Below are 26,790 nucleotides of genomic sequence, written 5' to 3'. Positions count from 1 at the left end.
CGGGTCGTGCGGTCCCCCGTGCCCCTGGGGGCGTGTACGGGGTGTGCGGCGCGAGGGGACGTCAGCGGAAACGGCCGTCCGGGTCGAGGGCGCGCAGCAGGGTCAGCTCCTCGGCCGTCACCGGCTTCTCCGCGGTGACGCGGGAGGTGTCGGCGGTCCAGGAGGTGCGGGCCGCCACGGCCCGGGCGGCCTGGCGGGACAGCTCGTACGGGCCGTCGCCGTCGTCGCCCGCCCCGTCGGCGGGAAGCCAGGTCGCGAGGCGGAAGCCGCCTTCGGCGCCGTCCCGGACGAAGCGGCCGAAGTCGCTGACCACTTCGCGGATGCGGTGGCCGGGGCTGGTGCGGTAGCCGACCTCGGTGACATAGCGGCGGCGCGACGACGGGGCGATCACCACGCAGTCGGTGGAGGAGGCGATGTCGTTGGCGCCGCCCGACCCGGTCAGCCAGCGGCCGTCCCCGCCGCGGCTGGTGTTGATCGTGCCGCTCTCGTCGATCTCGGCGGCGGCCAGGACACCCAGCGCCCGGGGGTTGGCCGCGACCATGCCGCCGAGGATCTCCGGGATGCCGGCCAGCATCTCGCTGGACGGCGCGTGCAGCAGGCTGAACAGGAAGGTGTCACCGCCTTCGGGCCGGAAGCCGTACATGCCGAGCTCCGCCACGACCTTGACGTCGTGTCCGCCGGGCCGCAGCAGTTCGGCCGCGAGCCAGGCCGCCATGTGCGAGGTGCCGATCCCGGCGAGCAGGGTGTCGTAACCGTGCTCCCGCACCCGGTCGGCGACGGCGCGGGCGCCGAGCACGATCAGGCGTTCCTGGCGGGAGGCGACAGGCGGGTCGACGGGCTCGGGGGACGCACCGGCCGCGGCGGGCGTGGCGACGGCGGGCGTGACGGCGGCCGGCCGGCCCTCCCGTGCGGGCGACACCCGTGCGACGGCCTCCTTCTCGCAGCGGTAGATCTCCGCCCAGGCCTCGATGTCGGCGTCGTAGTCGTCGTCCGCCGTGGCCGGCGGAACCCGCAGCGCGGCACGCCGGCCGGCACCGAGGCGCCGCACGTACTCCTCGTGCGAGCCGGGTCCGGTGACCCAGGTCCGGTACCAGTCCCTGCCGCGCTCCTCGCCGTGGCAGGAGGCGACGATCTCCTCGAGGAAGGCGTAGTCGTCCAGGTAGCCTTCCACTCCGGCCAGCCGGCCGGTGCGCAGGGCCTGCGGGTGGGCGCCCAGCGGCGCCTCGGTCAGGCCCAGGACCCGCTGGCCGGGGATCAGCACGCGGTCGTTGACGGCACGCAGCTCCTCGCGGCTGACGATCTTCTCGACGGAGGCGATGACCCCGCGCTCGGCGGCGTAGGCGGCCCAGGCGCCCTCGCCGAGCGGCGGCACCAGCGCGATGTTGCCGTCCTCGTCGGCGATCACGCCGTGCACGAGCGTCACGTCGGGGCGCAGCGGCGCGAGCAGGGTGACCTCCTGGCCCGGGCGGGCCGGGTCGGGCACCCGGTGCAGCACGTCCGGCTTGCCCTCGGCGAGATCCGTGCCGGCCAGCGAACCGGTGACCGCGTAGGGGGCGCCCTGGGCGCCGGCGATCAGCCGCTGTACGTAACTGAGCAGCGACCAGGCCTCGAAGGTGAACGGTTCGCCCTTGTCCAGGTCCGCGTAGAGCGGGTTGGGGCGGGGCGAGGGGTAGGTGTCCCCGGCGAAACCGGCGATGACCTTGTGTGCGACGCCGGACAGCGCGAGTGCGTGGGCCGAGGAGTGCACGGCGGTGGTGGACACCGTGAGGCGGCCGTCCGCGCCGAAGGCCCGGCACAGGGCGTAGGTGAGCGCGTTGGGGCGGGACGGGGTGCCGGCCAGGTGGACGTGGTCGCCGGGCCGCACCAGGGCGCGGACCAGTTCGTCCACGTCGGCGGCGATCAGGGGCCGGCTCATGACGGGGCTCCCAGCGCGACGACGGCGGTCTGGCTGCCGAAGGCGAACGACATGGACACCGCGAGGCCGACGTCCGCCGGGCGCGGGCCCTCGAAGACGTGGTCGTGGTCGCACTCGGGGTCGGGCGCGGTGAAGTTGATGGTGGGCGCGATCGTCCGGTGGTGGATCATCAGGCTGGTCGCGGCGACGTTGATGATGCCCGCCAGGCCGAACGTGTGGCCGTAGATGGGCTTGTTGGAGCTCAGCGGCGGCAGCTTCGACGCGCTGCGCTCCGGGTACAGGGCACGCAGCGCACGCGACTCGGCGATGTCGTTGTAGCGGGTGGCGGTGCCGTGCGCGCAGAAGTAGTCGACCTCGTCGGCGCTGCGGCCCGCGTCGGCCAGGGCGTCCTCGATGACCGAGGCGGTGACCTTGCCGGTCAGGTCCATGGTGGTGGGGTGGGCGGCCTCGTTGAGGGAGGCGGCCGAGAGGATCTCGGAGTAGATCCGGGCGCCGCGCGCCTTCGCGACCGACTCCCGCTCCAGGCACAGCACGACGGAGCCCTCGCCGAGCGCGAAGCCCTCGCGGTCGTCGCTGTAGGGGCGCACCGCGCGGCTCGGGTCGTCGCGCTCGGAGGAGATCACCCCGTGGCCCATCGCCCGGTAGCAGGCGGCGACCTCCGGCAGGATCGGGAACTCGTGACCGCCGACCAGCATGGCGTCCGCGGCGCCGGAGCGCAGTTCGCGCAGCGCCAGCTGGACGGCCTGGTGGCCGCCGACGCAGGCGTTGCTGACGGTGGTGACCAGGCCCTGGGCGCCGGTGTAGATGGCCGACAGGGTGGCGGGGCAGCCGGGCAGGCCGCGGAACATCGCGCCCTTGTCGCCGAAGGCGTCCGGGTCGGCGCCGGTGAGCACGTCGCGCCACCAGGCGAACGGCCCCCGGGAGGAGGACATGATGATGCCGAGGCGGCGCGGGTCGAGTGCGCCCTCGGCGAGCCCGGCGTCCCTGCGGGCCTCGGCGACCGCCGACATGCCGATGAGGATCTCCCGCGAGTACTTGGCTGCGTGCGCGTCCGTCAGCTCCGGCAGGAAGGGGTGGTGGTCGAAGCCGTTGATCTCGGCCGCCGCGTACACCGGCAGTCCCGCCTGCGCGCCGTCGAACCGGGTGAGCCGGCCCACCTGGGACCTGCCGCCCGAGATGTTCGCCCAGAACTGGTCGACCGAGGAGGTGTTCGGAAGAACGACACCGATTCCCGTGACCACGATGCGCTCGTTGCCCGACGCCAGGAAGGACGACGCCGAACTCGCCGATGGGTGTATCTCGAATTCACTGTTCGTCATGCCGAAAACACTAGGAGCCGCGAAATGCTCTGCCATGGGCCGCCGGGTACTCTTTCACCGGGAATCCGGTACTGCCGGTACCGGGCCGGGCGGAGGGGTTTCGAAAGTGACACCGGGGGTCGCCCAAAGAGGAATTCCCCGCCGCGTCGCGCGTCCGTAGCTTGGTGAGGTCCCCCGCGGTCCCCCCGCCGGTACTCCGCCAACGACAAGGAATACGATGACGGACACCTCACCTTCCGACGTACGACACCCCACACTCAGTCTCGGAATTGTCGTACTCGCCTGCTTTCTTCTCCCGATCTCACTGACGGGCGCCTCCATTTCGATGCCGGGCGTGGCGAGCGATTTCCACAACAGCCTTTCCGCCGGCCAGTGGATCGTGAACGGCTATGACCTGACGTTCGCCAGCTTCATGCTCGCCACCGGAGCCTTCGCGGACCGGTTCGGCCGCCGGAAGGTCTTCGCCGTCGGCAGCGCCGTCTTCGCGGGGGCGTCGCTCGTCTCCGCGCTCTCGGGCGGGATCGTCCTGCTGGACGCGGCCCGGGCCGTGGCCGGCGTGGGCGCGGCCGCCGTCCTCACCTCCGGCAGCGCGCTGCTCGCCCAGATCTTCACCGGCCCGGCCCGCGCCAAGGCGTTCGGCCTCTTCGGCACGGCCGTCGGCATCGGCCAGGCGTTCGGGCCGTTCGTCTCCGGTGCCCTGTCGACCGCCTTCGGCTGGCGGGCGATCTTCCTGGTCCCCGCGATCGTCGGTGGCGTCGTCGTCGCCCTGTCCGGCCTGCTGCCGGAGTCGCGTGACCCGGAGGCCACCCGGGTCGACTGGGCCGGCACCAGCACCCTCACCTGCGCCCTGGCCGCGCTGATCGCGGCACTCCTCGAAGGCCCCGAACTGGGCTGGGATCACTGGCTGGTCGTCAGCGGGTTCATCGCCTGCCTCGTCCTGTTCGTCGCCTTCGTCGTCGCCGAACGCAGCCAGGAGCGCCCGATGGCCGACCTCTCCCTGCTGCGCCAGCCCCGGTTCGCCTCGCTGTGCGCCGCCGCCGTGGCCATGGTCGCCGGCTTCACGCCGCTGCTGGTCTACCTGCCGAGCTATCTGACCGCCGTCAACGCGCAGACCACCATGCACGCCGGCGTAGACCTGCTGATGGTCACCGTGCCCACCATCTTCTTCCCGCTGATCACCGGCTACCTCCAGCGCTGGATCCCGGTACGGCACCTGGTGACCGTGTCGGTCGGCCTGCCGGCCCTCGGCGTGGCCTGGCTGACGGTCATCGAACCCGGCATCAGCAACTGGGCCACCCTCGGCCCCTTCCTGGTCATCGGGATCGGCGTCGGCATCGCCTTCGGCGTGCAGGACGGCGCGGCCGTCTCCAGCGTGGAACCGTCCCGGGCCGGCATGGCGGCGGGCATGTTCAACACGATGCGCCTGGGCGGTGAGGCCGTGGCGATCGCCGTCGTCGGCATGCTGCTGGTGACCTTCACCCGCATGCAGCTCGGCCACCGCCTCGACGCCTTCCCCGGCCGGTACGCGCACGACCCCGCCGCGCTGGCCGCCCTGGTGAACCAGGGGCAGCTCGACGCCCCGGCCGCCACCGTGCCGAGCGGGATGCGCGGTTCCTTCCGCGCCATCGCGAGCAGCGCCTACACCGACGGCCTGCACTGGGCGCTGTGGACCATGGCCGTCTTCTGCGCGGCCGTGACCGTGCTGGTGGCCGTCGTCGGCGCACGGCACAAGGCGCCCGCGGCCGAGGAGGCGACGCGGTCCGGCTCCGGGAGCCAGGCCGAGCAGCCGGCCCTGGTCTGACAAGGAAGGGAGGAGACGACCATGACACAGCCATCGGACGTGGTGATTGTCGGCGCCGGACCGGTCGGCCTGACCCTCGGGGCGGACCTCCTGCAGCGGGGCGTCGCCGTACGGGTCATCGAGCAGGAGGAGCGTCCGCACCCCCACGCCAAGGCCATCATCATGTGGCCCCGGGGCATAGAGGCCCTCGGCAGGATCAAGGTGGCGGACGAGATCGTGGCGCGCGGACACGTCATCCGGGCGCAGAACTACCACTCCGGGGGCCGCAGGCTGGCCCGCACCCGCTTCGACAAGCTCTCCGGCACCCGCTACCCCTACGCGTTGTCCCTGCCCCAGGAAGAGACCGAGGCGGTGCTGCGGGACCGGTTCGAGGCCCTGGGCGGAAAGATCGAGTTCGGGGTGCGGCTGGCGAACCTGAGCCAGACGGCGGACGGTGTGGATCTGGAGCTGTCCGCGGGCGGCACGTCCTGGACCGAGTCGTGCTCCTGGCTCGTGGGCTGCGACGGCGCGCACAGCACGGTGCGCAAGGCCCTCGGCGTCCCCTTCGCCGGCGCGTCCTACCCCCAGCAGTTCCTGCTGGCCGACGGGGAGTGCGAGACGCCTCTCGCGCACGACGAGGCGCACTACTTCATGACCCCGTCCGGCGTCCTGGTGGTGGTCGGGCTGCCGGGCGGCCTGTACCGGGTCTTCGTGAGCGTCGCCCCCGACACGCCGGTCGACGACGCCCGGCGCCTCGTGCAGGAGGCCGCGGCCGCACGCTGCCCGGTGCCGCTGCGTCTGCTGGGCGAGCCGCGCACCGGAGTGTTCCGGGTCCACCGCCGGGCCGCGGAGGACTTCCGCACCGGCCGGGTGCTGATCGCCGGGGACGCGGCCCACATCCACAGTCCTGCGGGGGGCCAGGGCCTCAACACCGGCCTGGAGGACGCCTCTTCGCTGGGCTGGAGGCTGGCACAGGTGGTGGGCGGCGCGCAGCAGCCGACCGTGCTCGACGACTGGGCCCGCGAGCGCCGGCACGTGGCCCAGGGCGTGGTGGACGACACCGATCTGCAGACCCGGCTGTGGATGCTGAAGGGGTGGCGGCGCCGGCTGCGTGACGTCGCGATCGGGATCGCCCAGGCCGCCGGGCTGCTCGACCGGATCGTCGTGCCCCGCCAGGCCCAGCTCACGCTCGCCTACCCCGGGACGCAGCAGCGCCACGGCAGGCTGCGGGCGGGGCTACGGCTGCCCGATGTGCGGTTGCCCGACGGGCGGTGGCTCCATGGGCTGCTCGATCCCGCGCGTCCTTGCCTGCTGCTGCTCGCCCCCTCCTCGTCGGCGACCGCCGACCGGCTGACGGCCCGGTGGGACACACATCCCGGTCTGGACGTCGTACGGGTGCCCTCGCCCGCGGTGCGCTCGGCGCTGGGCTCCCGCTCCGAGGCGGCCGTGGTGGTGCGCGCCGACGGGGTCGTCGCCTGGTGCGGACGGCTCGACGACAGCGGGCTCCCCGCCTGGCTGAACGGCTCCGGTCTGTTCGGACACACCCCCGCGGGGGCCGCCCGCTGACCCCACCGCCCGGGCCGGCCCGGCCCCCGCCCCCGCTCCAGCGACCTGGCCCCGCCAGGTCGCTGTGGCATGTGCGGTGCCGGTGTCGTGTGTCGTTGTGGGTGTGGGTGTGGGTGCGGGGGCCGGCGCGGGTGCGGGTGCGGGGGCCGGCGCGGGTGCGGGTGCCACGCAGGCTGGTGACGGCACGCAGGTTCGGTGTGGACGGCGAGCTTGCTCGGCCGGGTGGCCTGGGACTGAAGGCCCACGCCGACACCTGCCACCGGAATACGGCCTCGCCCCCGACATCGGCACCCTGACACCCGACACCCAGCACCAGGCACCCGACACCGGGCACCCGGCACCCGGCACCCGGCGCACAGCATCGAGCCGGACTTCCGCGTCACCCTCAGGTGGTGCGGGAGTCCGGCTCGGTGGGGAAGCGGCGGACCGGGCGGAGCCCTACGCGTCTCGGTAGCGGCGCAGTTCGCGGCGGGCCAGTGAGGCACGGTGCACCTCGTCGGGACCGTCGGCCAGCCGCAGGGTGCGGGCGTGGGCCCACAGTTCCGCCAGCGGGAAGTCCTGGGAGACCCCGCCGCCGCCGTGTGCCTGGATGGCCTTGTCGATGACCCACTCGGCCATCGCGGGCACCGCGATCTTGATGGCCTGGATCTCGGTGTGGGCCCCCTTGTTGCCGATCGTGTCCATCAGGTAGGCCGTCTTCAGCACGAGCAGCCGGGCCTGTTCGATGCGCACGCGCGCCTCGGCGATCCACTCTCGGACCACACCCTGCTCGGCGAGGGGCCGGCCGAAGGCGACCCGGCGGCTGGTGCGCTCGCACATGAGGTCGAACGCGCGCTCGGCCATGCCGATCAGCCGCATGCAGTGGTGGATGCGGCCGGGCCCGAGGCGGGCCTGGGCGATGGCGAAGCCCTCGCCCTCCCCCGCGATGATGTTCCGGGCCGGCACCCGGACGTTGTCGAAGACGACCTCGCCGTGCCCGCCGTGCGGCCCGTCGGTGTAGCCGAAGACGTGCACGCCGCGCTCGACGCGCACCCCGGGGGTGTCCCGCGGCACCAGGATCATCGACTGCTGCCGGTGACGCGGCCCGTCCGGGTCTGTCTTGCCCATCACGACCAGCAGCTCGCACTCCGGCGCCATCGCCCCCGACGACCACCACTTGCGGCCGTTGATGACGTAGCTGTCGCCGTCCCGTTCGATGCGGGTGGCGATGTTCGCGGCGTCCGAGGAGGCGACCTCCGGCTCCGTCATGCAGAACGCCGACCGGATCGAGCCGTCGAGCAGCGGCTTGAGCCAGCGGTCCTGCTGCTCGGGGGTGCCGAACAGGGCCAGCACCTCCATGTTGCCGGTGTCGGGGGCCGCGCAGTTGACGGCCTCCGGCGCGATGAAGGGGCTGCGTCCGGTGATCTCGGCGAGCGGCGCGTACTGCAGATTGGTCAGCCCCGCGCCGAACCGCTCGTCGGGCAGGAACAGGTTCCACAGGCCCTGCCGGCGCGCCTCGTCCTTGAGGTCCCGCAGCACCTGGGGCCGCCCCCATGGGTGGCCGGCGGCGTGCTGGGCGTGGAAGACGGGCTCAGCGGGCAGCACGTGTTCGTTCAGGAAGGCGAGCATCCTGGCGCGCAGCTCTTCGGTCAGGGCGTCGTACGCGAAATCCATCAGGCAACTCCGTTGCAGGGTGAGGAGGTCAGGGTCAGCGGGGACGGTCTCAGCGGGCGGCGTCCAGGGCCTCGTGGCCGCGGGCCACGAGCAGCGGGACGGCGTCGGCGAGGTTCGCGGACTCCTCGCCGACGGTGAGGCCCTGCACGGTGCGGCAGTGGATGCCCTCCAGGATCGCCGCGATCTTGTAGAAGGCGAACGCCGTGTACCAGCCGAGCCGTTCGAGCCCGGCCGTGCGGTGCGTGGCGTACCGCTCGACCAGCGCGTCGCGGCCGGGCCAGCCGGGCAGCGTGCCGGGTGAGGCGACCGGCGAGCGGGCGATGCCGGCGAAGCCGTCCCAGTACATGCAGAGCATTCCCAGGTCGGCCAGCGGGTCGCCGAGCGTGGACATCTCCCAGTCGAGCACCGCGGTGACCCGGCCCGGGTCCGCCCGGTCGAGCAGCACGTTGTCGAGCTTGTAGTCGCCGTGTACGACCGCCACCGCCCCCGAGGGCGGACAGCTCGCCGCGAGACGGTCGTTGAGCGCGTCCGCGCCCTCCACGTCCCGGGTGCGCGAGGCGTCCCACTGGCGGCGCCAGCGCCGTACCTGCCGGGCCATGAAGCCCTCCGGGCGGCCGAAGTCACCGAGGCCCGCCTGCTCCGGGTCCACCCGGTGCAGACGGGCCAGCGTGTCGACCAGCGCATGGGTGGTGCGCTCGGCCGACCGCGGTCCGAGCGGCGCGAGTTCCGCGTCGCTGCGGTAGGTGATGCCCTCGGCGAGGCCCATCACGTAGAACGGGGCACCGAGTACGTCCGGGTCCTCGCACAGCGCGTAGGTCCGTGGCACGGGCACGCCCATCGGGCCGAGCGCCCGCAGCACCCGGTACTCGCGCGCCATGTCGTGCGCGGTGGCGAGGACATGGCCGAGCGGGGGCCGGCGCAGCACCAGGCTGTGCCCGCCCCAGGAGAGCCGGTACGTCAGGTTGGACCGCCCGCCGGCCAGGGGCCGCACCTCGCCCAGCGGGCCGCGGCCCGGCAGGTGGAGGTCGAGCCAGTGCGCGAGGCGCTCGGGGTCGATGCCGTCGAGGGCGGCGGGCGGCGGCATGGTCGTCGTCGTGCTGTCCCGCACGGTGCTCTCCGTTTCTGCCGGGGCTGGGGAAGGGGTGTCCGTACGCCACGGTCCCGGCGCCGACGAAGGCGTCCGGGACCGTGACCGGGGGAAGGGGGAAGGGGGAGGGTCAGTTGTCGGCGGTGAGCTTGCCCGCGGCGCCCCAGCTGTCCGCCGGGACCTCCTGGATCCACACCTGGACCGTCTCCGCGGGGATCTTGTAGGCGTCGACGAAGGCGTCCGTGATGCGGGCGACCAGGTCACGCTTGAGCTCGACGTCGCGCGGGCCCTGCTGCACGGTCACGATGGGCATGTCCAACCTCCGGGGGAGTGTGCTGAATTCCGGCCCCACCATTTTTTCGGCGGCGGCCTCGGTATGACGAAAACGCTAGGCCGCACCCGGACGTGCTTTCAAGGAGAATGACTCCTAGGTGCCCGCACCGTGTTTCGTTGGAGACACCGGGCCTCGCCGCACGGTACGGAATGACTAAATTCCCGGGGAATAACGGAGGAACTACAACCGGACCGCCGAACCTTCCCCGAAAGGCAGTGACTTGATGTCCACCACCCAGCAGCGCACCGCCGTCGTGACCGGAGCGGCCCGCGGTATCGGAGCGGCCACCGCCGTACGTCTCGCCGCCGACGGGTACGCGGTCGCGGTGCTCGACCTGGACGCGTCGGCCTGCGCCCGTACCGTGGAGCGCATCACCTCCGGTGGCGGCCAGGCGCTGGCCGTCGGGGCGGACGTCCGCGACGAGGCGCAGGTGGCCGCCGCCGTCGACGAGGTGGCCGGCCGGCTCGGCGCGCCGACCGTCCTCGTCAACAACGCGGGCGTCCTGCGGGACAACCTGCTGTTCAAGATGACCGGCGCCGACTGGGACACCGTCATGGACGTCCATCTGCGGGGCGCGTTCCTGATGGCGCGCGCCACGCAGAAGCACATGGTGGACGCGGGCTTCGGCCGGATCGTCAACCTCTCCTCGTCCTCCGCGCTCGGCAACCGCGGCCAGGCCAACTACGCGGCGGCCAAGGCCGGTCTGCAGGGCTTCACCAAGACCCTCGCCCTGGAGCTCGGCAAGTTCGGGATCACCGCCAACGCCGTGGCACCCGGCTTCATCGCGACCGACATGACCGCCGCCACGGCCGAGCGGATGGGCATCACCTTCGAGCAGTTCAAGGAGAGGGGCGCCGCCGGGATCCCGGTGCGGCGGGTCGGCACGCCCGACGACGTCGCCCAGGCCGTCTCCTTCTTCGTCAGCGAGCAGGCGGGCTTCGTCTCCGGCCAGGTCCTGTACGTCGCCGGCGGCCCGCTCTGCTGATCCCGTCGATCCCGTTGCAGACGGAAGGAGCCGGACGTGTCCCGTCCGGCTCCTTCTTTCGTACCGCCCGGCGTCAGCAGGCGGCGGCGAGTGCGCCCCGGCCGGCCAGCAGCTCACGCCGGTTCGCCACGCCGAGCTTGCCGAGGACGCTGCTGACGTGGTTCTTGACGGTCTGCCGGGCCAGATGGAGCTCGGCGGCTATCTCGTCGTTCGAGTACCGGCTCAGCAGCAGGCCGAGGATCTGCTGCTCGCGAGCGGTCATCCCGGCGACGCGCAGCGGTGCGTCGCCGGCCGGGGCACCCTGGGCGTGCTCGCGCAGGTACCAGACGGACCGTCCTGCCGCGAGGGCCTCCACGGCCCGTACGAGCCGCTCCGGCGACGCCGTGCGGTGGACGAAGCCGTCGGCCCCGCCGGCCAGGCAGGCGGCGATCACCGCGGGGTCGTCGGCGCCGGTGAACATCAGCACGGTCGGCGGCCGGGCGAGGCCCTTGACCTGCTGACACAGCTGCACGCCGTCGCCCCGGGCCGTCAGATCGACCTCGGTCACCAGGATGTCCGCCCCCAGCCGGCGTACCAGGTCGAGCGCGTCCTGCCGGGTCGGCGCCTCCTGTGCGTCGTCGACCGCGCCGGAGTGGCGGAGCAGTGAGGCCACGGCGGTGCGGGAGACCGGGAACGGATCGGCGATCACCGCGACCTGGCGGGCGGACAGGGACGTGGACATCGGTGCGGGTTCTGCCATCGCGACTCCTCTCGACGTACCGGAAACCGAAGTTAACGACCTGCGGGAGGGCTCGGACGGGGAATGCAACCAGGGAGACGCGGAAACGTTCCAAGTGTTTCTGAAGGTATTTCTCATGGACGCGGCCGGCTTGTCTCCAAAGACTCCGGGGAATTGCACTTCCGACGCGCGTCCTGTTTTCCGGGCAGGCCGTCCGCCTAGCGTGGGCCGATACCTGCATTCCGCTGTGTAGAAAGGGAGTTCCCGATGCAGACCGCGCCCTCCATGCACGAGCGCCTGGGCGAACTGGCCTCCTTCCAGGAGCGATTGGCGGCGGGGCCCGATCCGGCGGCCACCGAGCGGCAGCACGCCCGCGGCAAGCTCGCCGTCCGCGAACGCCTCGGGCTCCTGCTGGACAAGGGCTCGTTCACCGAGGTCGAGGGCCTGCGCCGGCACCGGGCCACCGGCTTCGGCCTGGAGGCGAAGAAGCCGCACGGCGACGGCGTCGTCACCGGCTGGGGCACCGTCGACGGCCGCCAGGTCTTCGTGTACGGACACGACTTCCGGGTCTTCGGCGGCGCGCTCGGCGAAGCCCACGCCCAGAAGATCCACAAGATCATGGACATGGCCGAGGCCGCCGGGGCGCCCCTGGTCGCGCTCAGCGACGGGGCGGGCGCCCGTATCCAGGAAGGGGTGACCGCGCTCGCCGGGTACGGCGGCATCTTCACCCGCAACGTGCGCTGCTCCGGGGTGATCCCGCAGATCAGTGTGATCCTCGGCCCGTGCGCCGGCGGCGCGGCATACTCGCCCGCCCTCACCGACTTCGTGTTCATGGTGCGCGGCACCGCGCAGATGTACATCACCGGTCCCGACGTGGTGCACGCCGTCACCGGCGAGCGGGTCGGCCACGACGAACTCGGCGGCGCCGACGTGCACTCGGCGCGCTCCGGCGTCTCCGCCTTCCTGCACGACGACGAGGAGTCGTGCCTCCAGGACGTGCGCCACCTGCTGTCGCTGCTGCCCGCCAACAACCGCGAGCTGCCGCCCGACGAGGTGAGCGACGACCCCGTCGACCGCAGCGGTGACGCCCTGCTCGACCTGGTCCCGGCCGGCCCGCACCAGGCGTACGACATGCGCCGGGTGATCGAGGAGGTCGTCGACGACGGCGACTTCTTCGAGCTGTACGAGCGCTGGGCGCCCAACCTGATCGTCGCCCTGGCCCGGCTCGGCGGCCAGGTCGTCGGCGTCGTCGCCAACCAGCCGCTGGCGAGCGCCGGCGCCCTGGACATCGCGGCCTCCGAGAAGGGCGCCCGGTTCGTGCAGTTCTGCGACGCGTTCAACATCCCGCTGGTGACCCTGGTGGACGTACCGGGCTTCCTGCCCGGCACCGACCAGGAGCACGACGGGATCATCCGGCGCGGCGCGAAACTGCTGTACGCGTACTGCAACGCCACCGTGCCCAGAATCTCCGTGGTGCTGCGCAAGGCGTACGGCGGCGCCTACATCGTCATGGACTCCCGTTCCATCGGCTGCGACCTGTCCTTCGCCTGGCCCACCAACGAGATCGCCGTGATGGGCGCCGAGGGCGCCGCCAATGTCGTCTTCCGCCGGGAGATCGCCGCCGCCGACGACCCGGACCTCGCCCGGGCGCGGCGCGTCGCGGAGTACAAGGAGGAACTGATGCACCCGTACTACGCGGCCGAACGGGGCCTCGTCGACGACGTCATCGATCCCCGGCGCACCCGGGAGGTACTGATCAGGTCGCTGCGGATGCTGCGCGCCAAGCACGCCCGGCTGCCCGAGCGCAAGCACGGGAACCAGCCGGTATGAGTGCCGCACAGCCCTCGCCGCCGCTCACCGTGCGGCTGGTGCGCGGCAGCGCCGACGCCGATGAACTCGCCGCGGTGCTGGCCGTGCTGCACGCCGTGGCCGCCCGCCGCGCCACCGCGCGGGACCGCCCGCCCGCAGGCCCCGCCCGAGCGGCCTGGGGCAGTCCCGCCCGGCACCTGGCGGCGGGCACCTGGCGGGCGGGACCCCCACGCCCCCGGGAAACCGCGGCGCCGCTGTCCGCACGGTGGTGCTGATCAGGAGCCGTTCGCTCGGGTGACCGGGTCGCCGACGCGCACCGGGCCGGGTTCCACGACGTCCAGGTACACGCCGACGCAGGCGAGCCGGCCGAGGTCGAAGACCGGTACGCGGTGCTCGCTCGCGACGGTGCGCATGATGCGGGGGTCGGGTGGGAGGCCGTCCTGGCCGAGGGTGGGGACCACACAGCGGGGTGTGGGCACCCGGGGGCGCAGGACGGCCTCGCCGACGCGCAGGTGGGTGCCGATCCAGGCGTCCTCGACGAAACCCGCCTCCGATGCGGTGTCGATGACGAGGTTGGGGCGGAAGCGGCGGGGGTCGAAGTCCCCGGCCGGGCAGGCGGAGCGCAGCCGGGCCAGGGTCGCGGTGGTGACGAGGTGGACCGTGCCGAAGTCGAAGAACGTTCCCGGTGCCACGCTGCCGGAGGTGATGGCCGTACCGGTGGTGTCGGTCGACGCGGTGGCGCGCAGCCGGTCGGGGAGCCCGCCGTGGTAGTCGGGGACGGCCCGCTCCAGGGTGCCCCCGTGGTCCGGCGGGGTGGCGGACACGGCGACACGACGGCCCAGCAGTGCGGACAACCGGGCGTCGAGGTGGGGGCTGCCGACGGGCAGGACCGTTCCGTCCGGCAGTTCCACGGTGATCGTCAGGTCGGCGGCCGTCCTGCCGCGGCAGGTGAGCAACGGGCCCCATTTACGGGGGTGTTTGGCGCTGCCGACCGTGCCCGCCTCGTCGAGGACGGCGGCCGCCCGGTCTCCGTGCAGCCCGCGTCCGGTGACCAGCGCGTCGGTCAGTGCCTGACCGAGCATGGACTTCACCGGGTACCGGTACAGGGCGCTGACGCTTCCCATGGGCGGACGCACTCCCGCGGTCATCCGGCTCACGCCCGCGGGTAGCGGGCCAGCCACCCCGGCGTGGACCCCGCGGGACCGTGCAGCGCGGGTCCCTGGGTCATCTCCATCGCGAAGTCGTCGGCGAGTTCCAGCACCGTGGGACGGCCCTCCAGCTCCACCAGCCATCCCGGCGGGAGGGCCGTCTCGCCGTGCAGGGCGCCGAGGAGACCACCGGTCAGCGCGCCCGCCGCCGCCGACGGCCCGCTCTGGTTCACGGCCAGACACAGCCCGTGCCGTACGTCCTCCCCCACCAGCGCGCAGTACACGGACGCCGCCAGCAGCCCGTCCGCCGTACCGTCGCCCGCCAGCTCCTCCACCCGCGTCGGGCTGGGAATCCCCTGCCGCACCGCCCCCAGGGCATGCTGCAGGGCGTCCGAGACGGGTTGATGGCCCGGCCGGGCGGCGAGCAGGGCGAGGGCCCGCTGCACGGCGCCGTCCAGGCTCTCGCCGCGCGCCAGCGCGTGCACGATCACGGCGTACGCGCCCGCCGAGAGGTAGGCGATCGGGTGCCCGTGGCTCTGGGCCGCGCACTCCACCGCCAGCTGCGCGACCAGCTGCGGCTCCCAGCCGACCAGCAGCCCGAACGGCGCCGACCGGGCCACGGCCTCCGGGCCCAGCTCCCCGGGATTCCTCGGTGACTCCAGCGTGCCCATGGTCTCGTCGCCGAACCCGACGAGCAGCGCCCGGGTCGGCTCGCGGCGGGCGTACAGCCACTCCTCCCGCGCGAGCCAGCCGTCGTCCTTGCGGCGCTCGTCGGGTCCCCAGTCCCGCTGGGTCGCCGCCCAGCGCAGATAGGCCCGGTGCAGATCGGTCGGCGGATGCCAGGCGCCGGTGTCCCGCCGTACCTGGGCGCGTATCAGCCCGTCGACGGTGAACAGCGTGAGCTGGGTGTGGTGGGTGACGGTGCCGCGCCGCCCGTGTCCGAAGGCTAGGTCGAGCAGGCCCTCGGGGCCGTAGGCGGCCCGGATCTCCTCCAGGGACAGCGGATCGGCGGGCCCGCCCAGCGCGTCGCCCACGGCGGCCCCGAGCAGGGTGCCGCGCACCCTGCTGCGGAAGTCCTGCTGCTCGGCTCGGCCCCAGACGGCGCCGGACGTCGCACTCATCGAGACCTCCTCACGGCATCGTCCGTCCGTACGACGCTAGGCACTGTAATCGACGGCGAACGGTCCGTTCACAGGGGCAAATCACCCCCCGCCGGTCATTCCCGCCCAGCTACGAGCGCTTCGACCCCGTCGAGAATCCGGTCCAGCCCGAACTCCAGCGGATCGGGGCCGCCCGCCTCGAAGGCCCCCTCGGCGACGGCCTTGGCGAGGGCCGGGAAGCGGTCGGCGTGCCGGGCGAGCAGTTCGCCCGAGAGCCGGTTCCACTCCTGGTCCCGCTCCTCGTCGTGGTCGCTGTGCTGCTGGGCGAGGTTGCGGACGAGACCGATGAGCAGCAGGAAGACCTGGTGGCGCCGGCCGCCGTCCAGACCGGTCGGCTCCAGGGCGGCGAGCGCCGCGTCCAGCCACCGCAGCTGGCAGGGCCCCATGATCTGGCGGCGCATCGCGGTGGCGCCGAGCAGCCAGGGGTGGGCCGCGTAGACGCGTGCGCACTGCCGTGTCCACTCCCGTACGGCCGCCCGCCAGTCGCCCTCCCGTACCCCCGACAGATCCGGCGCCTTCGCCAGCACCGACTCGACCATCAGCTCGACGAGCTCGGCCTTGCCGGGGACGTACCGGTACAGCGCCATCGCCGAGACCCCGAAGCCGCCCGCCACCTTGCTCATGGACACCGCGTCCAGCCCCTCGGCGTCGGCGAGTTCGGCGGCGGCCGCGGCGATGCGCTGCGGGGTGAGCTTCGGCTTGGGCCCGCGGGTGGGCTTCTCCTGCTCGCCCCACAACAGCGCGAGGGCCGCCCGGGCGTCGCGGGGCCCGTCCTGCTGCTGTTCCTTGTTCCGTCCCGCCATGAGACCCCTTCCGTCGACGTGGGTGCGGTAGCCGGTTGACTCCGCCGAACAACTGTATATACCGTAAGCACAACAGCTGACGCAGTAAACAGTTTAGGGGGAACACCATGCTGCTCACCTACCGCGCCCTGAAGCGCCGCGCCCTCGCCAAGAAGCTGGCGATCACCACGCCCCTCGGCATCGACGAGTCCTCGTACGTCCGCATCGGCGGCATCGACCAGTGGATCTCCATCCGCGGCGAGGACCGGACGAACCCCGTGATCCTGGAGATCCACGGCGGCCCCGGCTCCTCCAACCTCATCTTCATGTCGCGCACCCGCGCCTGGGAGCGGCACTTCACGATCGTCCGCTGGGACATGCGCGGCGCCGGCCGGACCTTCACGGCGGGCGGCCCCGAGGGCCAGGGTGAGCTGACCCTCGACCGCCTCTACCAGGACGCCCTGGAGGTCACGGACCACATCCGCACCCGCATGGGCGTGGACAGGCTCGTCCTGCTCGCCAACAGCTTCGGCACGGTCACCGGCCTCCGGCTGGCCCGCAACCACCCCGAGCGGTACTCGGCGTACATCGGCACCGACCAGAACATCGTCGCGGGCGGCCGGGACACCTCCGGCTACGAGGAGCTGCTGGCCCGCCTGGCGGAGGCGGGCAAGAAGAAGCAGCTGGCGCAGATGACGGCGATGGGGCCGGACCGCGCCGCCTGGTCGGCCCACGAGTGGGCGGAGTACGCGAAGACGGTGGTCACGACCGACCCCCTGACCTACGACACCATGAAGACGGTCGTGATCCGCTCCCTGTGGTTCTCCCCGCTCCACACCCTGCGCGACCTGCGGGCCTACCTGAAGGCCCAGACCTTCTCGGAGCCGCTGGGCCCCCAGGCGATGAGGATCGACGAGTACGCCGAGGGCACCGCCTTCCGCCTCCCCGTCTTCCTGTTCCAGGGCGAGAGCGACGTCCTCACCCCACCGGAACCGGCCCGCCGCTTCTACGAGGCTCTCACCGCCCCGCTGAAGGACTTCGCCCTCATCCCCGAGGCGAGCCACTTCGCGTCGTTCCGCCACCCCGACCAGTTCCTGAACCTGCTGCTGACGAAGGTACGGCCGGTGGTGACGGGCGAGGCGGTGCGCTGACCCCTGCCGCCAGTGCGGGTCAGCCGTACCAGGTCACATTGCAGACGTAGACGCACTCGTGGCGGGGCACGGCGAGGAAGCTGATGAAACCGCGGCCGCCGAGGATGTCGAACTCGCGGAGCCCGCCCTCGCGGTCGATCGGCCGACCCACCTTGACGGCGTCGTGACCCAGGGCGGCCGGCTCGGTCGCGAGCCGCTCCACCTCCGCCACGGCTCCCGGCGGGAGCCCTCCGGTGACGTACTCGGCGCTCGGGTTGTAGTCCCAGGCCCCGTCCGTCACAGCCCGGCCTCCGCCTCGGCCGCCTCGCGGATCGCGCGGATCTCCGCGATGGCCGCCGCGGGGTCCTGCTCCCCGGCATCCACGATGCGCTCCAGTTCGCGCAGGCGCGCAGTCCGGTCCGGATGCCGTTCGATGGCGATGAACACGGCCCAGGTGGGGGTACCCCCTCTGGGGGAGGACGAAGGCACGCAGCGGCGCGAGACTCTGGGTCTGCTGGGCGTTGGTCGTGGCCTCGAAGAGGTGCTGCGTCAGCGCCGGAATCCGACTCGGAGCGATGCGCGCGACCGCCGCCCGCAACGCGTCCGGCGTCAGCTCGGGCATGGGGATCAGCGGTCCGTACGGGCCGTCGGTCTGGGCGCTCACGGTGACCTTCGGTGCGAGTGGCTCAGTCCTCGTACGGTACCGGTGGACTCGACGGTAGGACGGTGACGCGGCGTTCATGCCACGGCCGCGGACGACATACGGCAGTCGCGGCACCGGCCCGGTCCAGGGGCGCGGAAGGCCCGGTCGCAGCCGTCGCAGGTCTGGAGGGGCGATGGGCGGTGCTGTGCCGGGCGGGGTGGCGCGGCCGGGAGGTGGGGCGGCAGTTGGGCGGTGAGGCGGTGTCGCAGGAAGGCCGCCGGGTGCTTGATCGGGTCCTGGGGCAGGCCGCTCGTCAGGGTGCGCACCAGGGCGGTGGGTGGTACTCCTCGCTCCAGCCACTCGGAGACGGCCGGTGCCAGGCGCTGGACGTCCCGTTCGGTCAGGAGCAGACGGGAGTCATGGGCCCGGAGCCCGGCGAGCAGTTCGGTGGCCCCGCCGGGTGGCGCGGGAGCCTTCGGAGCGGCGGCGGGCTCGGGGGCAACCGGGGCCGCGGCTGCCAGCGCGGCCCTCGGCTTGTTGTACGAGATCGTCCGGGTCGTCACTTGCCCCGATTGAAGACGCTCCCTGGGGCGCGCGAGGTATCCGTGTTCCTCCAGCTCGCGCAGGGCCGCCGCGATCCGGATCTCACCCTCGGGGAACTTCGCCGCCAGCGTCTTGATGCCGATCGGTGCGCCCTCCGGCAACGACTGGATGTGCAGGGCCAGGCCGATGGCCACCAGGGACAGCTCGGGATGCTGGGCCAGGTGATTGCCGACCACGGTGAAGTTGTCGTGGTGGGGTTCGTTCACGTGGGTGACACCGGAGGAACGGCGGGTCCTCGGACGCGCGGGCACGTTAGGCTGCTTGTCAGTCATCGGGAAGGTTTCCTCTTCCTCGGTGATCAGGCCCTCGCACTGGGATGCCAGTCCCGGCGGGGGCCGATGCATGTGTGGACGTGTTGTCGTCCCTGACGCTGCACCACAACTGCCCTGCCGCGCCACTTGCGTTGGGCATATTCACTCCGGCGAGTGAGCGACGGGGGCGGTGGGGGTGGGTTCGGTTCTTTCCCCGGTCCTTTGGTCTTTTGGGGTCGGGAACCACCGGGTCATGGACCGCCGCGACCCGGTACGAGTTCGGCCCATGCACCCCTCGGCCACCGGGTCGGGGAGACACGGGACCCGGTCGCCCCGGGGGCCGGTCACCTCGATACGGAGTCGAGCTGGATCCTGAGGCAGGTTTTCTCATTCACGTCACCCAGCGTGGCCGTCCCTCCCTACTCTGAACAGCGACGACCACGGTACGCAGCGTGACTGGCCGGGTGGCCGGCGTGCTCATACGGCACGTACGTGAGGAAGGGCGAGGGTGGAGGACGAGGAGGCCGAGGCCGTACTCAGGGCGGTCGGGCGGCAGATCAGGCTGTGGCGCGAGGCCGCCGGGCTGCATCAGGGGGAGTTGGGGGCGCGGATCGGGTACGGCGCAGATCTGGTGTCGGCGGTGGAGCGCGCCGTGCGTACACCGCAGCCCGAGTTCCTCGACGCGGCAGACGAAGTGCTGGGCGCGGGCGGGAAGCTGGCCGCGATGAAGGAGGACGTGGAGAAGGCCCGGTATCCGAAGAAGGTCCGGGACCTGAAGAAGCTGGAGGACGAGGCCGTTGAGATGGGGGCTTACGTCAGCTCCCACATCCATGGCTTGTTGCAGACGGCTGAGTACGCCCAGGCGGTGTACACGCTGCGGCGTCCGTCGTACACGGAGGACGAGATCGAGCGGCTCGTCGCAGCGCGCATGGCGCGGAAGTCAGTCTTCGCCCGGGTGCCGCGCCCGCTGATCACGTTCGTTCAGGAGGAGGTGACCCTGCGAAGGCCGGTCGGGGGCAAAGCGGTTCTACGTCGGCAGCTGGAACACCTCCTGGATGTCGGCAAGTTGCCACATGTGGAGATCCAGGTGATGCCTACGGACCGGCAGGATCATGCCGGGCTGAGCGGACCCATCCGACTGCTGAAGCTCCGCAGCGGCAAGACACTGGGACACTTGGAAGTCCAGTTGCACAGCAGAGTGGTCAGCGACCCCCGGGAAGTACAGATCCTCGACATGCGCTATGGAATGATCCGAGCACAGGCTCTCCCGCCCCGGGAGTCGATGGCGTTCATCGAGAAAGTGCTGGGAGACGAAGCATGACCACCTCCACGCTGACGTGGTTCAAGAGCAGCTACAGCAGCGCTGACGGCCCCGACTGCGTCGAAGTAGCCATAACCCCCGCCGCCGTCCACATCCGCGACTCCAAGACCGACGACGGCACCCAACTCGCCGTCAACGGCGCCACCTGGACGGAGTTCCTCGGCTTCGCCGCTCACTCGGCGTAGCGTGCTCGGATCATTCTGGCGCAATGCCCACGCGCTGACCGGGCCCTCGCCGAGGGAGAATTCAGCCATGACCACCACCCCCACACGTAACTCCGGCCTCGGCCTGGCCGCCGGTGTGCTCACCGGCATACTCGCCCTCTACATCGCCCTGGTCGCCCTCGGGAACATCACCGACTTCGGGACGAACCAGCAGTTCGTACGGCATGTGCTGGCGATGGACACCACGTTCAAGGACCCGGATCTGATGTGGCGGGCCGTCACCAGTACCGCGCTCCAGGACACGGCGTACGTCGCGATCATCGTGTGGGAGACCGTGGCCGCCCTGGTGCTGATCTGGGGGACCTGGCTGTGGGCGTGGCGGAAGGACGACGTCGCCCGGCGCGTCTCCACCTACGGGTTGCTGATGCTGGTGCTGCTCTTCGGGGCCGGGTTCATCGCGATCGGCGGTGAGTGGTTCTCGATGTGGCAGTCCAAGACCTGGAACGGACTGGAGGCCGCGACCCGGATCTTCCTGCTCAGCGGAGTCGCCCTGATCGTCAACCAGTTGCCCGCCCGGCAGGGGCCGGCTAGCTGACGACCGCCACCCTGGTGCCCTGATCGCCGAAGGACCACAGGGCGGCGCCGTCCTCCTTGTGCATCCGGATGCCGCCCAGCTTCTTGCCGTCCGCCGGCGGCGGCGAGGAGCCGTCCAGGGCGTTGGAGAAGGCTATGTTCACGCCCTCGGTCTTGGTGAAGTACATGACGTGCTCGATCTCGACGCCGTCCGAGCCCTTGAGGGACGGGGTGCGCAGGGTGATCGAGTAGCGGCCGGGCTGCGGGCTCACCGTGCCCGGCCACACCGGGAACGTGCGGGCCGGCTTCCCCGCCGCGTCGACCAGCCACACCCGCTTCTCGGTGAGCGAGTAGACGATCCGGCGCCCCGCGCCCGACGCGGCCGGCAGGGCGGGCGGCGCCGGGGAGTGGGGTGCGGGGGACGCGTGGGCGCCCGCCGACGCCGACGCGTGCGGCTCGGCCACGGCGGCCGTGGGATGCGGCCCGTGGTCCGCCTGCACGGCGAGGGCGACGACGACCGCGGTCGCTCCCGCCGTCAGACCGGTGACCCAGGCCCACGAGGGCAGTCGGGCAGCCACGGGACGCATCTCCTCCGCTACGGGGCCCCTTCTCAGGTCAGGGGTCGGATCATCGTACTCAGTCCAGGACGGGGAGCAGATCCGGCAGGTGGCCGTCGGAGGCCTCCGCGGCCCGCTGCCGTTCCTCCGGGACCGCGCCGTAGAGCGTGGTGCGCGGCTTCGCCGGGCGGCCGGCCGCCTCGGCCACGGCCACCAGGTCGCGGACCGACTTGTACGAGCCGTACGACGAGCCCGCCATGCGGGAGATCGTCTCCTCCATCAGGGTCCCGCCGAGGTCGTTTGCGCCGGAGCGCAGCATCTCCGCCGCACCCTCTGTGCCCAGTTTGACCCAGCTTGTCTGGATGTTGGGAATCCAGGGGTGCAGGAGCAGACGGGCCATCGCCGTCACCGCCCGGTTGTCCCTCGTCGTCGGGCCCGGCCTGGCGATGCCCGCCAGGTACACCGGCGCGTTCGTGTGGATGAAGGGGAGGGTGACGAACTCCGTGAAGCCGCCCGTCTCGCGCTGGATGCGGGCCAGCGTGCGCAGGTGGCCGAGCCAGTGGCGGGGCTGGTCGACATGGCCGTACATCATCGTCGAGGAGGAGCGGATGCCCAGCTCGTGGGCCGTCTTCACCACCTCGATCCAGGTGGCCGTGGGCAGCTTGCCCTTGGTCAGCACCCAGCGGACCTCGTCGTCCAGGATCTCCGCCGCCGTGCCGGGAATGGTGTCCAGGCCGGACTCCTTGGCGGCCGTCAGCCACTCGCGGATGGACATGCCCGTCCTGGTCGCGCCGTTCACCACCTCCATCGGGGAGAAGGCGTGCACGTGCATGCCCGGGACGCGGGACTTCACCGCCTTCGCGATGTCGAAGTACGCCGTCCCGGGCAGGTCCGGGTGGATGCCGCCCTGCATGCACACCTCGACCGCGCCCACGTCCCAGGCCTGCTGGGCGCGGTCCGCGACCTGTGCGAGGGAGAGCGTGTACGCGTCCGCGTCCGTCCTGCGCTGCGCGAAGGCGCAGAAGCGGCAGCCGGTGTAGCAGACGTTGGTGAAGTTGATGTTGCGGGTGACGATGTACGTCACGTCGTCGCCGACCGCCGCCCGGCGCACGTCGTCGGCCACCCGGCACAGCGCGTCCAGCGCCGGGCCGTCCGCGTGGAGGAGGGCCAGGGCCTCGGCGTCGGTCAGGCGCGTCGGGTCGTCGGCCGCGGTGCGCAGCGCCTGCCGTACGTCGGTGTCGATGCGCTCGGGCGCCATGCCGGGGGCGGCCGCCTCGCGCAGCGCCTCCCAGTCGCCGTACACCTCGTCGAAGTCGTCGCGCCGGTCGGCGGTGCGGCCCTCGGTGTCGATCGTGCGGTGCAGGTCGGTGCGGCCGGCCGGCGCGAAGGACTCCTCCGGCTCCTGCCACGGGCGGCCCTCGACCGGCGCGTCCGGGAGGGCGAGGCCCGTCGCCGGGTCGGCCAGCGCGCTCACGTGGGGGCGCAGCCGCGGGTCCAGCCAGGGTTCGCCACGGCGGACGAACTCCGGGTAGACGCAGAGGCGTTCACGCAGGACGAAGCCCGCCGCGGCCGACTTCGCGGCCAGTTCCTCGATCTGGGGCCAGGGGCGTTCGGGGTTGACGTGGTCGATGGTCAGGGGTGACACCCCGCCCCAGTCGTCGATGCCCGCGCCGATCAGCCGCTCGTACTCGCTGTCGACCAGGTTCGGCGGGGCCTGCAGACAGGCGGAGGGGCCCAGGATGTGCCGGGCCACGGCCACCGTGGCGACCAGGTCGTCCAGTTCGGCGTCCGGCATGCCGCGCATCGCCGTGTCCGGCTTGGCGCGGAAGTTCTGGATGATCAGCTCCTGGATGCCGTGGTAGGCCCGGGAGACCTTGCGGAGGGCGAAGATCGACTCGGCGCGCTCCTCGTACGTCTCCCCGATGCCGATCAGCAGGCCCGAGGTGAAGGGGACGGAGGAGCGGCCGGCGTCCTCCAGCACCCGCAGCCGTACGGCCGGTTCCTTGTCGGGGGAGCCGTGGTGCGGGCCGCCGGGCTCGGACCACAGGCGGGTCGCGGTCGTCTCCAGCATCATGCCCATGGAGGGGGCCACCGGCTTGAGGCGCTGGAAGTCCGTCCACGTCATCACGCCCGGGTTGAGGTGGGGCAGGAGGCCCGTCTCCTCCAGGATGCGGATGGAGATGGCACGGACGTAGGCGATGGTGTCGTCGTAACCGTGCGCGTCGAGCCACTCGCGCGCCTCGGGCCAGCGGTCCTCCGGCTTGTCGCCCAGGGTGATCAGGGCTTCCTTGCAGCCGAGGGCGGCGCCCTTGCGGGCGATGTCCAGCACCTCGTCCGGGGACATGAACATTCCGTGGCCGGCGCGGCGCAGTTTGCCGGGGACGGTGACGAACGTGCAGTAGTGGCACTTGTCCCGGCACAGCCGGGTCAGGGGGATGAAGACGCTCTTCGAGTACGTGATGACGCCGGGCCGGCCCGCCTGTTCGAGACCCGCGTCGCGTACCCGGGCGGCGGACGCGGTGAGGTCGGTCAGGTCCTCGCCGCGGGCCTGGAGCAGCACCGCCGCCTCGGCGACGTCGAGGGCGACGCCGTCCCGGGCGCGTTTGAGGGCGCGACGCAGGGAGTTCTCGGTCGGTCCGGTTCCGGAGGTCGCGGAAGTCGTCATCCCTCAACCATACGTTCGGGGTGATCAGAGCAAGGGGCTACGCCCGGCCACCGGAAGCCCGGCCTACAGAAAGCTTCCGTACTCGTCCAGCACCCCCAGCACCTCCGCCTCCCCCGCCGGCGGCAACTGCAGTACGGCCTCCTCGATGCCCAACTCCGCGTAATGGGCCAGCTTGCCCGGGGTGGGCTGGACCGCGTACGGGACCACCTGCAGCCCGGCCGGGTCGCGCCCCGCGTCCGCCCAGGCCGAGCGCAGTACCGGCAGGGACTCGGTCAGGCCCCGGCCGCCGATCGGCAGCCAGCCGTCGGCGTACTCGGCGATGTGCGCGAACAGCTTCGGCCCGGCGGCGCCGCCGACGAGGGTGCGGGGGCCGGTGACCGGGCCGCGCGGTTTCCGTACGGGCTTGGGGTGCGCGTGGCTGGCCCGTACGGCGGCGTACTCGCCGTCGTAGGAGGTCGGTTCCCCGGCCCACAGGGCCTGCATGAGCCGCACCCGGTCCCGGACCAGTTCGCGGCGCGTGCGCCACTCCACGCCGTGGTCGGCTGCCTCCTCGACGTTCCAGCCGTAGCCGAGACCGAGGGTGAGACGGCCGCCGGAGAGGTGGTCGAGGGTGGCGATCTGCTTGGCCAGGGCGATGGGGTCGTGCTGGGCGACCAGGGTGACGCCCGTGCCGAGGCCGAGGCGCTCGGTGACGGCCGCGGCCTGGCCGAGGGCGACGAAGGGGTCGAGGGTGCGGCCGTACTCGCGGGGCAGGTCGCCGCCGGCCGGGTACGGTGTCGCGCGCTCCACGGGGATGTGGGTGTGCTCGGGGAGGTAGAGGCCGGCGTAGCCGCGCTGCTCGAGTTCGCGGGCGAGTCGCACCGGCCCGATGGTCTCGTCGGTGAGGAAGATGGTGACGGCGATGCGCATGGCCCATCTGTAGCGGGCCGGGCCGCCCCTGTCCATACCGACTGGTCGGCCTTTCCCTGTCCTGTTCACCCCCTTGCCCTCTTGCCGTGACGTCGCGTGCATGACACATAGTCGTCTGCCAATTCCCTTCCCTTCCACGGCAGTTCACGCCCCGACGGGAGAGTGACCACCATGGGTGAAGACACCGACCAGGCACACGGCATCGGCAGACGCACGCTGTTCGTGACGGGCGCCGCCGCTGCCCTTACGTTGGGAAGCGTGAGCTTCGCAGCGGCGGACGGTCAGCGCCAGGAGACCCGGACGGCACACGGCACCCTGCCACCCGGCTCCCCCGACTTCGTGTACGTACCGGTCGAAGTTCCCGCCGGCGTACGGGAGATCAAGGTCTCCTACACCTACGACAAGCCGCCGGTCCCGGCCGGCACCCAGGGCAACGCACTCGACATCGGACTCTTCGACGAGCGGGGCACCGAGCTGGGCGGCCGGGGATTCCGGGGCTGGTCGGGCGGCGCCCGCACGGAGTTCTTCGTCCGCGCCGACGACGCCACGCCCGGCTACATCCCCGGCCCGGTGCGGGAGGGCACCTGGTACGTCGCGCTCGGCCCCTACACGGTGGCGCCCCAGGGCCTGACGTACGAGCTGACGATCACGCTGACCTACGGCGAGGCGGGTGAGACCCCGCGGCCGGTGTACCCGCCCTCCCGGGCCAAGGGGCGGGGCCGTGACTGGTACCGGGGGGACTGCCACCTGCACTCCTGGTACTCCGACGGCCGCCGCACCCCGGCCGAGATCGCGGCCCTCGCGTGGGCGGCGGGCCTGGACTTCATCAACTCCTCGGACCACAACACCCACTCCGCGCACCCCCACTGGGCGGACCAGGCCGGTGACGACCTCCTGATCATGCTCGGCGAGGAGGTCACCACCCGCAACGGCCACGTGCTGGCCCTCGGCACCGAGCCCGGCACGTTCGTGGACTGGCGCTACCGGGCCCGGGACAACCGCTGGGCCCGTTTCGCGCGGGACATCCGCCGGGCCGGCGGCCTGGTCGTCCCCGCCCACCCGCACGCCACCTGTGTCGGCTGCGGCTGGAAGTTCGGCTTCGGCGAGGCGGACGCCGTGGAGGTGTGGAACGGCCCCTACACCCCGGACGACGAGGTGACGCTGGCCGACTGGGACAACCAGCTGGTCGCCTCCGTGCGGCAGGGACGGGCCTGGCTCCCGGCGATGGGCAACAGCGACGCCCACCGCGACCCGGACGCCGTCGGCAGTCCCCAGACGGTCGTGCTCGCCGACGACCTGACCCGGGAGGCCATCCAGGAAGGCATCCGCGCGGGACGCTCGTACGTGGCCGAGTCGAAGAACGTCACCCTCGCCTTCACGGTGACCGGCGGGCGCGGGCAGCGGGCGGGCATCGGCGAGCGACTGGCCGTGGCCGCCGACACGCCCGTGACGGTCCGGCTGGAGGTCTCGGGCGCCCCGCGCTGCTCCGTCCGCTTCGTCACCGACCAGGGCGTGCTGTTCACCAGCGACCCGCTGCCGGTGTCGGGCACGGGCACCGTCGAGTGGCAGACCACCCCCGCCTACGCGGCGTACGTGCGCGCGGAGCTACGGCACGAGACGGCGGCGGGACCGGTGCCGGGGGCGCCGGCCGCCCTCACCAACCCGGTCTTCCTCGGGGCTGCTTGATCTGCTGCGGCTACGGCCTGCTGGAGCCCACC

24 protein-coding genes and 1 pseudogene are annotated in these 26,790 nt (G+C 72.3%); 10 read left to right on the top strand and 15 right to left on the bottom strand.

What is annotated here, in order from left to right; genetic code table 11:
* Positions 1 to 61: 61 nt before the first annotated feature.
* Both ACZ7HQ_RS20145 and ACZ7HQ_RS20140 read right to left on the bottom strand, forming a co-directional pair.
* A complete protein-coding gene (locus tag ACZ7HQ_RS20145) occupies positions 62 to 1,915 on the bottom strand; it encodes a CoA-transferase (protein WP_470991315.1) in 1,854 nt (617 codons plus the stop codon).
* Complete coding sequence (locus tag ACZ7HQ_RS20140) at positions 1,912 to 3,234, bottom strand: beta-ketoacyl-[acyl-carrier-protein] synthase family protein (protein ID WP_470991313.1); 1,323 nt, start codon at positions 3,232 to 3,234, stop codon at positions 1,912 to 1,914. Before ACZ7HQ_RS20140 ends, ACZ7HQ_RS20145 begins: the two co-directional genes overlap by 4 nt.
* 217 nt (positions 3,235 to 3,451) lie before the next feature.
* Here ACZ7HQ_RS20140 and ACZ7HQ_RS20135 point away from each other — a divergent pair, with 217 nt between their 5' ends.
* Together ACZ7HQ_RS20135 and ACZ7HQ_RS20130 are read left to right on the top strand one after the other, a co-directional pair.
* A complete protein-coding gene (locus ACZ7HQ_RS20135; protein ID WP_470991311.1) occupies positions 3,452 to 5,035 on the top strand; it encodes an MFS transporter in 1,584 nt (527 codons plus the stop codon).
* 21 nt (positions 5,036 to 5,056) lie between these two features.
* Positions 5,057 to 6,580, top strand: a complete 1,524-nt coding sequence (locus tag ACZ7HQ_RS20130; RefSeq protein WP_470991309.1) for an FAD-dependent monooxygenase — start codon at positions 5,057 to 5,059, stop codon at positions 6,578 to 6,580.
* Between the two features lie 438 nt (positions 6,581 to 7,018).
* On the opposite strand, the gene ACZ7HQ_RS20125 is transcribed toward ACZ7HQ_RS20130, so the two are convergent.
* The 3 genes and pseudogenes from ACZ7HQ_RS20125 to dmpI form a co-directional block, all read right to left on the bottom strand.
* Positions 7,019 to 8,233, bottom strand: coding sequence for an acyl-CoA dehydrogenase family protein (locus ACZ7HQ_RS20125; protein WP_470991307.1), 1,215 nt, complete (start codon positions 8,231 to 8,233; stop codon positions 7,019 to 7,021).
* A gap of 49 nt (positions 8,234 to 8,282) precedes the next feature.
* Positions 8,283 to 9,317 carry a phosphotransferase family protein gene (locus ACZ7HQ_RS20120; RefSeq protein ID WP_470992238.1) on the bottom strand — a complete coding sequence of 345 codons (1,035 nt, stop codon included), beginning with the start codon at positions 9,315 to 9,317 and terminating at the stop codon, positions 8,283 to 8,285.
* Between the two features lie 133 nt (positions 9,318 to 9,450).
* A pseudogene (dmpI, locus tag ACZ7HQ_RS20115) lies at positions 9,451 to 9,684 on the bottom strand (4-oxalocrotonate tautomerase DmpI); the annotation flags it as partial.
* A 193-nt stretch (positions 9,685 to 9,877) separates the two neighbouring features.
* Between dmpI and fabG the strand changes: the two are divergent.
* Entirely contained in the window at positions 9,878 to 10,639 is a 762-nt protein-coding gene (gene fabG, locus ACZ7HQ_RS20110; protein WP_470991305.1) for a 3-oxoacyl-ACP reductase FabG, read from the top strand.
* A gap of 73 nt (positions 10,640 to 10,712) precedes the next feature.
* Here the strand turns inward: fabG and ACZ7HQ_RS20105 are convergent, their stop codons facing one another.
* Positions 10,713 to 11,378, bottom strand: a complete 666-nt coding sequence (locus tag ACZ7HQ_RS20105) for a LuxR C-terminal-related transcriptional regulator (protein ID WP_470991303.1) — start codon at positions 11,376 to 11,378, stop codon at positions 10,713 to 10,715.
* 264 nt (positions 11,379 to 11,642) lie between these two features.
* On the opposite strand from ACZ7HQ_RS20105, the gene ACZ7HQ_RS20100 reads away from it, so the two are divergent.
* Positions 11,643 to 13,187, top strand: coding sequence for an acyl-CoA carboxylase subunit beta (locus tag ACZ7HQ_RS20100; protein ID WP_470992235.1), 1,545 nt, complete (start codon positions 11,643 to 11,645; stop codon positions 13,185 to 13,187).
* Positions 13,184 to 13,441: an acyl-CoA carboxylase epsilon subunit gene (locus tag ACZ7HQ_RS20095; RefSeq protein WP_470991301.1), complete on the top strand. Its 258-nt coding sequence runs from the start codon at positions 13,184 to 13,186 to the stop codon at positions 13,439 to 13,441. The genes ACZ7HQ_RS20100 and ACZ7HQ_RS20095 overlap by 4 nt, the downstream gene beginning before the upstream one ends.
* On the opposite strand, the gene ACZ7HQ_RS20090 is transcribed toward ACZ7HQ_RS20095, so the two are convergent.
* The 3 genes from ACZ7HQ_RS20090 to ACZ7HQ_RS20080 all read right to left on the bottom strand — a co-directional run bounded on the left by ACZ7HQ_RS20090 (position 13,442) and on the right by ACZ7HQ_RS20080 (position 16,277).
* Complete coding sequence (locus ACZ7HQ_RS20090) at positions 13,442 to 14,290, bottom strand: MOSC domain-containing protein (RefSeq protein ID WP_470991299.1); 849 nt, start codon at positions 14,288 to 14,290, stop codon at positions 13,442 to 13,444.
* 29 nt (positions 14,291 to 14,319) lie between these two features.
* A complete protein-coding gene (locus tag ACZ7HQ_RS20085) occupies positions 14,320 to 15,435 on the bottom strand; it encodes an ADP-ribosylglycohydrolase family protein (RefSeq protein ID WP_470991297.1) in 1,116 nt (371 codons plus the stop codon).
* Between the two features lie 95 nt (positions 15,436 to 15,530).
* On the bottom strand, positions 15,531 to 16,277 hold the full coding sequence (locus ACZ7HQ_RS20080) for a TetR/AcrR family transcriptional regulator (RefSeq protein ID WP_470991295.1): 747 nt from the start codon (positions 16,275 to 16,277) through the stop codon (positions 15,531 to 15,533).
* A gap of 107 nt (positions 16,278 to 16,384) precedes the next feature.
* On the opposite strand from ACZ7HQ_RS20080, the gene ACZ7HQ_RS20075 reads away from it, so the two are divergent.
* Positions 16,385 to 17,407: an alpha/beta fold hydrolase gene (locus ACZ7HQ_RS20075; RefSeq protein ID WP_470991293.1), complete on the top strand. Its 1,023-nt coding sequence runs from the start codon at positions 16,385 to 16,387 to the stop codon at positions 17,405 to 17,407.
* Between the two features lie 19 nt (positions 17,408 to 17,426).
* On the opposite strand, the gene ACZ7HQ_RS20070 is transcribed toward ACZ7HQ_RS20075, so the two are convergent.
* The 3 genes from ACZ7HQ_RS20070 to ACZ7HQ_RS20060 all read right to left on the bottom strand — a co-directional run bounded on the left by ACZ7HQ_RS20070 (position 17,427) and on the right by ACZ7HQ_RS20060 (position 18,904).
* Positions 17,427 to 17,687, bottom strand: a complete 261-nt coding sequence (locus tag ACZ7HQ_RS20070; protein WP_470991292.1) for a hypothetical protein — start codon at positions 17,685 to 17,687, stop codon at positions 17,427 to 17,429.
* A complete protein-coding gene (locus ACZ7HQ_RS20065; protein ID WP_470991290.1) occupies positions 17,684 to 17,833 on the bottom strand; it encodes a hypothetical protein in 150 nt (49 codons plus the stop codon). The genes ACZ7HQ_RS20070 and ACZ7HQ_RS20065 overlap by 4 nt, the downstream gene beginning before the upstream one ends.
* 291 nt (positions 17,834 to 18,124) lie before the next feature.
* Positions 18,125 to 18,904, bottom strand: a complete 780-nt coding sequence (locus ACZ7HQ_RS20060) for a helix-turn-helix domain-containing protein (RefSeq protein ID WP_470991288.1) — start codon at positions 18,902 to 18,904, stop codon at positions 18,125 to 18,127.
* A gap of 487 nt (positions 18,905 to 19,391) precedes the next feature.
* On the opposite strand from ACZ7HQ_RS20060, the gene ACZ7HQ_RS20055 reads away from it, so the two are divergent.
* The 3 genes from ACZ7HQ_RS20055 (at position 19,392) to ACZ7HQ_RS20045 (ending at position 20,963) form a co-directional block, all read left to right on the top strand.
* Entirely contained in the window at positions 19,392 to 20,204 is an 813-nt protein-coding gene (locus tag ACZ7HQ_RS20055; RefSeq protein WP_470991286.1) for a helix-turn-helix domain-containing protein, read from the top strand.
* A complete protein-coding gene (locus ACZ7HQ_RS20050; protein ID WP_470991284.1) occupies positions 20,201 to 20,389 on the top strand; it encodes a DUF397 domain-containing protein in 189 nt (62 codons plus the stop codon). Before ACZ7HQ_RS20055 ends, ACZ7HQ_RS20050 begins: the two co-directional genes overlap by 4 nt.
* A gap of 67 nt (positions 20,390 to 20,456) precedes the next feature.
* Positions 20,457 to 20,963, top strand: a complete 507-nt coding sequence (locus tag ACZ7HQ_RS20045) for a DUF2165 domain-containing protein (protein WP_470991282.1) — start codon at positions 20,457 to 20,459, stop codon at positions 20,961 to 20,963.
* On the opposite strand, the gene ACZ7HQ_RS20040 is transcribed toward ACZ7HQ_RS20045, so the two are convergent.
* The 3 genes from ACZ7HQ_RS20040 to ACZ7HQ_RS20030 form a co-directional block, all read right to left on the bottom strand.
* Complete coding sequence (locus ACZ7HQ_RS20040) at positions 20,956 to 21,519, bottom strand: L,D-transpeptidase family protein (protein ID WP_470991280.1); 564 nt, start codon at positions 21,517 to 21,519, stop codon at positions 20,956 to 20,958. The two genes, ACZ7HQ_RS20045 and ACZ7HQ_RS20040, sit on opposite strands and share 8 nt — an antisense overlap.
* A 58-nt stretch (positions 21,520 to 21,577) precedes the next feature.
* A complete protein-coding gene (locus ACZ7HQ_RS20035; RefSeq protein ID WP_470991278.1) occupies positions 21,578 to 24,163 on the bottom strand; it encodes a bifunctional FO biosynthesis protein CofGH in 2,586 nt (861 codons plus the stop codon).
* Positions 24,164 to 24,226: 63 nt separating this feature from the next.
* A complete protein-coding gene (locus ACZ7HQ_RS20030; protein WP_470991276.1) occupies positions 24,227 to 25,072 on the bottom strand; it encodes an LLM class F420-dependent oxidoreductase in 846 nt (281 codons plus the stop codon).
* A 171-nt stretch (positions 25,073 to 25,243) separates the two neighbouring features.
* On the opposite strand from ACZ7HQ_RS20030, the gene ACZ7HQ_RS20025 reads away from it, so the two are divergent.
* Complete coding sequence (locus ACZ7HQ_RS20025) at positions 25,244 to 26,758, top strand: CehA/McbA family metallohydrolase (protein WP_470991274.1); 1,515 nt, start codon at positions 25,244 to 25,246, stop codon at positions 26,756 to 26,758.
* The last annotated feature ends 32 nt before the right edge of the window (positions 26,759 to 26,790 follow it).

The organism is Streptomyces sp. NPDC037290 (assembly GCF_055603245.1).
This window is presented reverse-complemented; position numbering and strand designations above follow the sequence as displayed.

What these genes read in the sequence shown, in the direction of transcription:
- ACZ7HQ_RS20145 (WP_470991315.1), bottom strand. Translation starts at nt 1,915, where the DNA reads ATGAGCCGGCCCCTGATCGCCGCCGACGTGGACGAACTGGTCCGCGCC.
- ACZ7HQ_RS20140 (WP_470991313.1), bottom strand. Translation starts at nt 3,234, where the DNA reads ATGACGAACAGTGAATTCGAGATACACCCATCGGCGAGTTCGGCGTCG.
- ACZ7HQ_RS20135 (WP_470991311.1), top strand. Translation starts at nt 3,452, where the DNA reads ATGACGGACACCTCACCTTCCGACGTACGACACCCCACACTCAGTCTC.
- ACZ7HQ_RS20130 (WP_470991309.1), top strand. Translation starts at nt 5,057, where the DNA reads ATGACACAGCCATCGGACGTGGTGATTGTCGGCGCCGGACCGGTCGGC.
- ACZ7HQ_RS20125 (WP_470991307.1), bottom strand. Translation starts at nt 8,233, where the DNA reads ATGGATTTCGCGTACGACGCCCTGACCGAAGAGCTGCGCGCCAGGATG.
- ACZ7HQ_RS20120 (WP_470992238.1), bottom strand. Translation starts at nt 9,317, where the DNA reads ATGCCGCCGCCCGCCGCCCTCGACGGCATCGACCCCGAGCGCCTCGCG.
- fabG (WP_470991305.1), top strand. Translation starts at nt 9,878, where the DNA reads ATGTCCACCACCCAGCAGCGCACCGCCGTCGTGACCGGAGCGGCCCGC.
- ACZ7HQ_RS20105 (WP_470991303.1), bottom strand. Translation starts at nt 11,378, where the DNA reads ATGGCAGAACCCGCACCGATGTCCACGTCCCTGTCCGCCCGCCAGGTC.
- ACZ7HQ_RS20100 (WP_470992235.1), top strand. Translation starts at nt 11,643, where the DNA reads ATGCACGAGCGCCTGGGCGAACTGGCCTCCTTCCAGGAGCGATTGGCG.
- ACZ7HQ_RS20095 (WP_470991301.1), top strand. Translation starts at nt 13,184, where the DNA reads ATGAGTGCCGCACAGCCCTCGCCGCCGCTCACCGTGCGGCTGGTGCGC.
- ACZ7HQ_RS20090 (WP_470991299.1), bottom strand. Translation starts at nt 14,290, where the DNA reads ATGGGAAGCGTCAGCGCCCTGTACCGGTACCCGGTGAAGTCCATGCTC.
- ACZ7HQ_RS20085 (WP_470991297.1), bottom strand. Translation starts at nt 15,435, where the DNA reads ATGAGTGCGACGTCCGGCGCCGTCTGGGGCCGAGCCGAGCAGCAGGAC.
- ACZ7HQ_RS20080 (WP_470991295.1), bottom strand. Translation starts at nt 16,277, where the DNA reads ATGGCGGGACGGAACAAGGAACAGCAGCAGGACGGGCCCCGCGACGCC.
- ACZ7HQ_RS20075 (WP_470991293.1), top strand. Translation starts at nt 16,385, where the DNA reads ATGCTGCTCACCTACCGCGCCCTGAAGCGCCGCGCCCTCGCCAAGAAG.
- ACZ7HQ_RS20060 (WP_470991288.1), bottom strand. Translation starts at nt 18,904, where the DNA reads ATGACTGACAAGCAGCCTAACGTGCCCGCGCGTCCGAGGACCCGCCGT.
- ACZ7HQ_RS20050 (WP_470991284.1), top strand. Translation starts at nt 20,201, where the DNA reads ATGACCACCTCCACGCTGACGTGGTTCAAGAGCAGCTACAGCAGCGCT.
- ACZ7HQ_RS20045 (WP_470991282.1), top strand. Translation starts at nt 20,457, where the DNA reads ATGACCACCACCCCCACACGTAACTCCGGCCTCGGCCTGGCCGCCGGT.
- ACZ7HQ_RS20035 (WP_470991278.1), bottom strand. Translation starts at nt 24,163, where the DNA reads ATGACGACTTCCGCGACCTCCGGAACCGGACCGACCGAGAACTCCCTG.
- ACZ7HQ_RS20030 (WP_470991276.1), bottom strand. Translation starts at nt 25,072, where the DNA reads ATGCGCATCGCCGTCACCATCTTCCTCACCGACGAGACCATCGGGCCG.
- ACZ7HQ_RS20025 (WP_470991274.1), top strand. Translation starts at nt 25,244, where the DNA reads ATGGGTGAAGACACCGACCAGGCACACGGCATCGGCAGACGCACGCTG.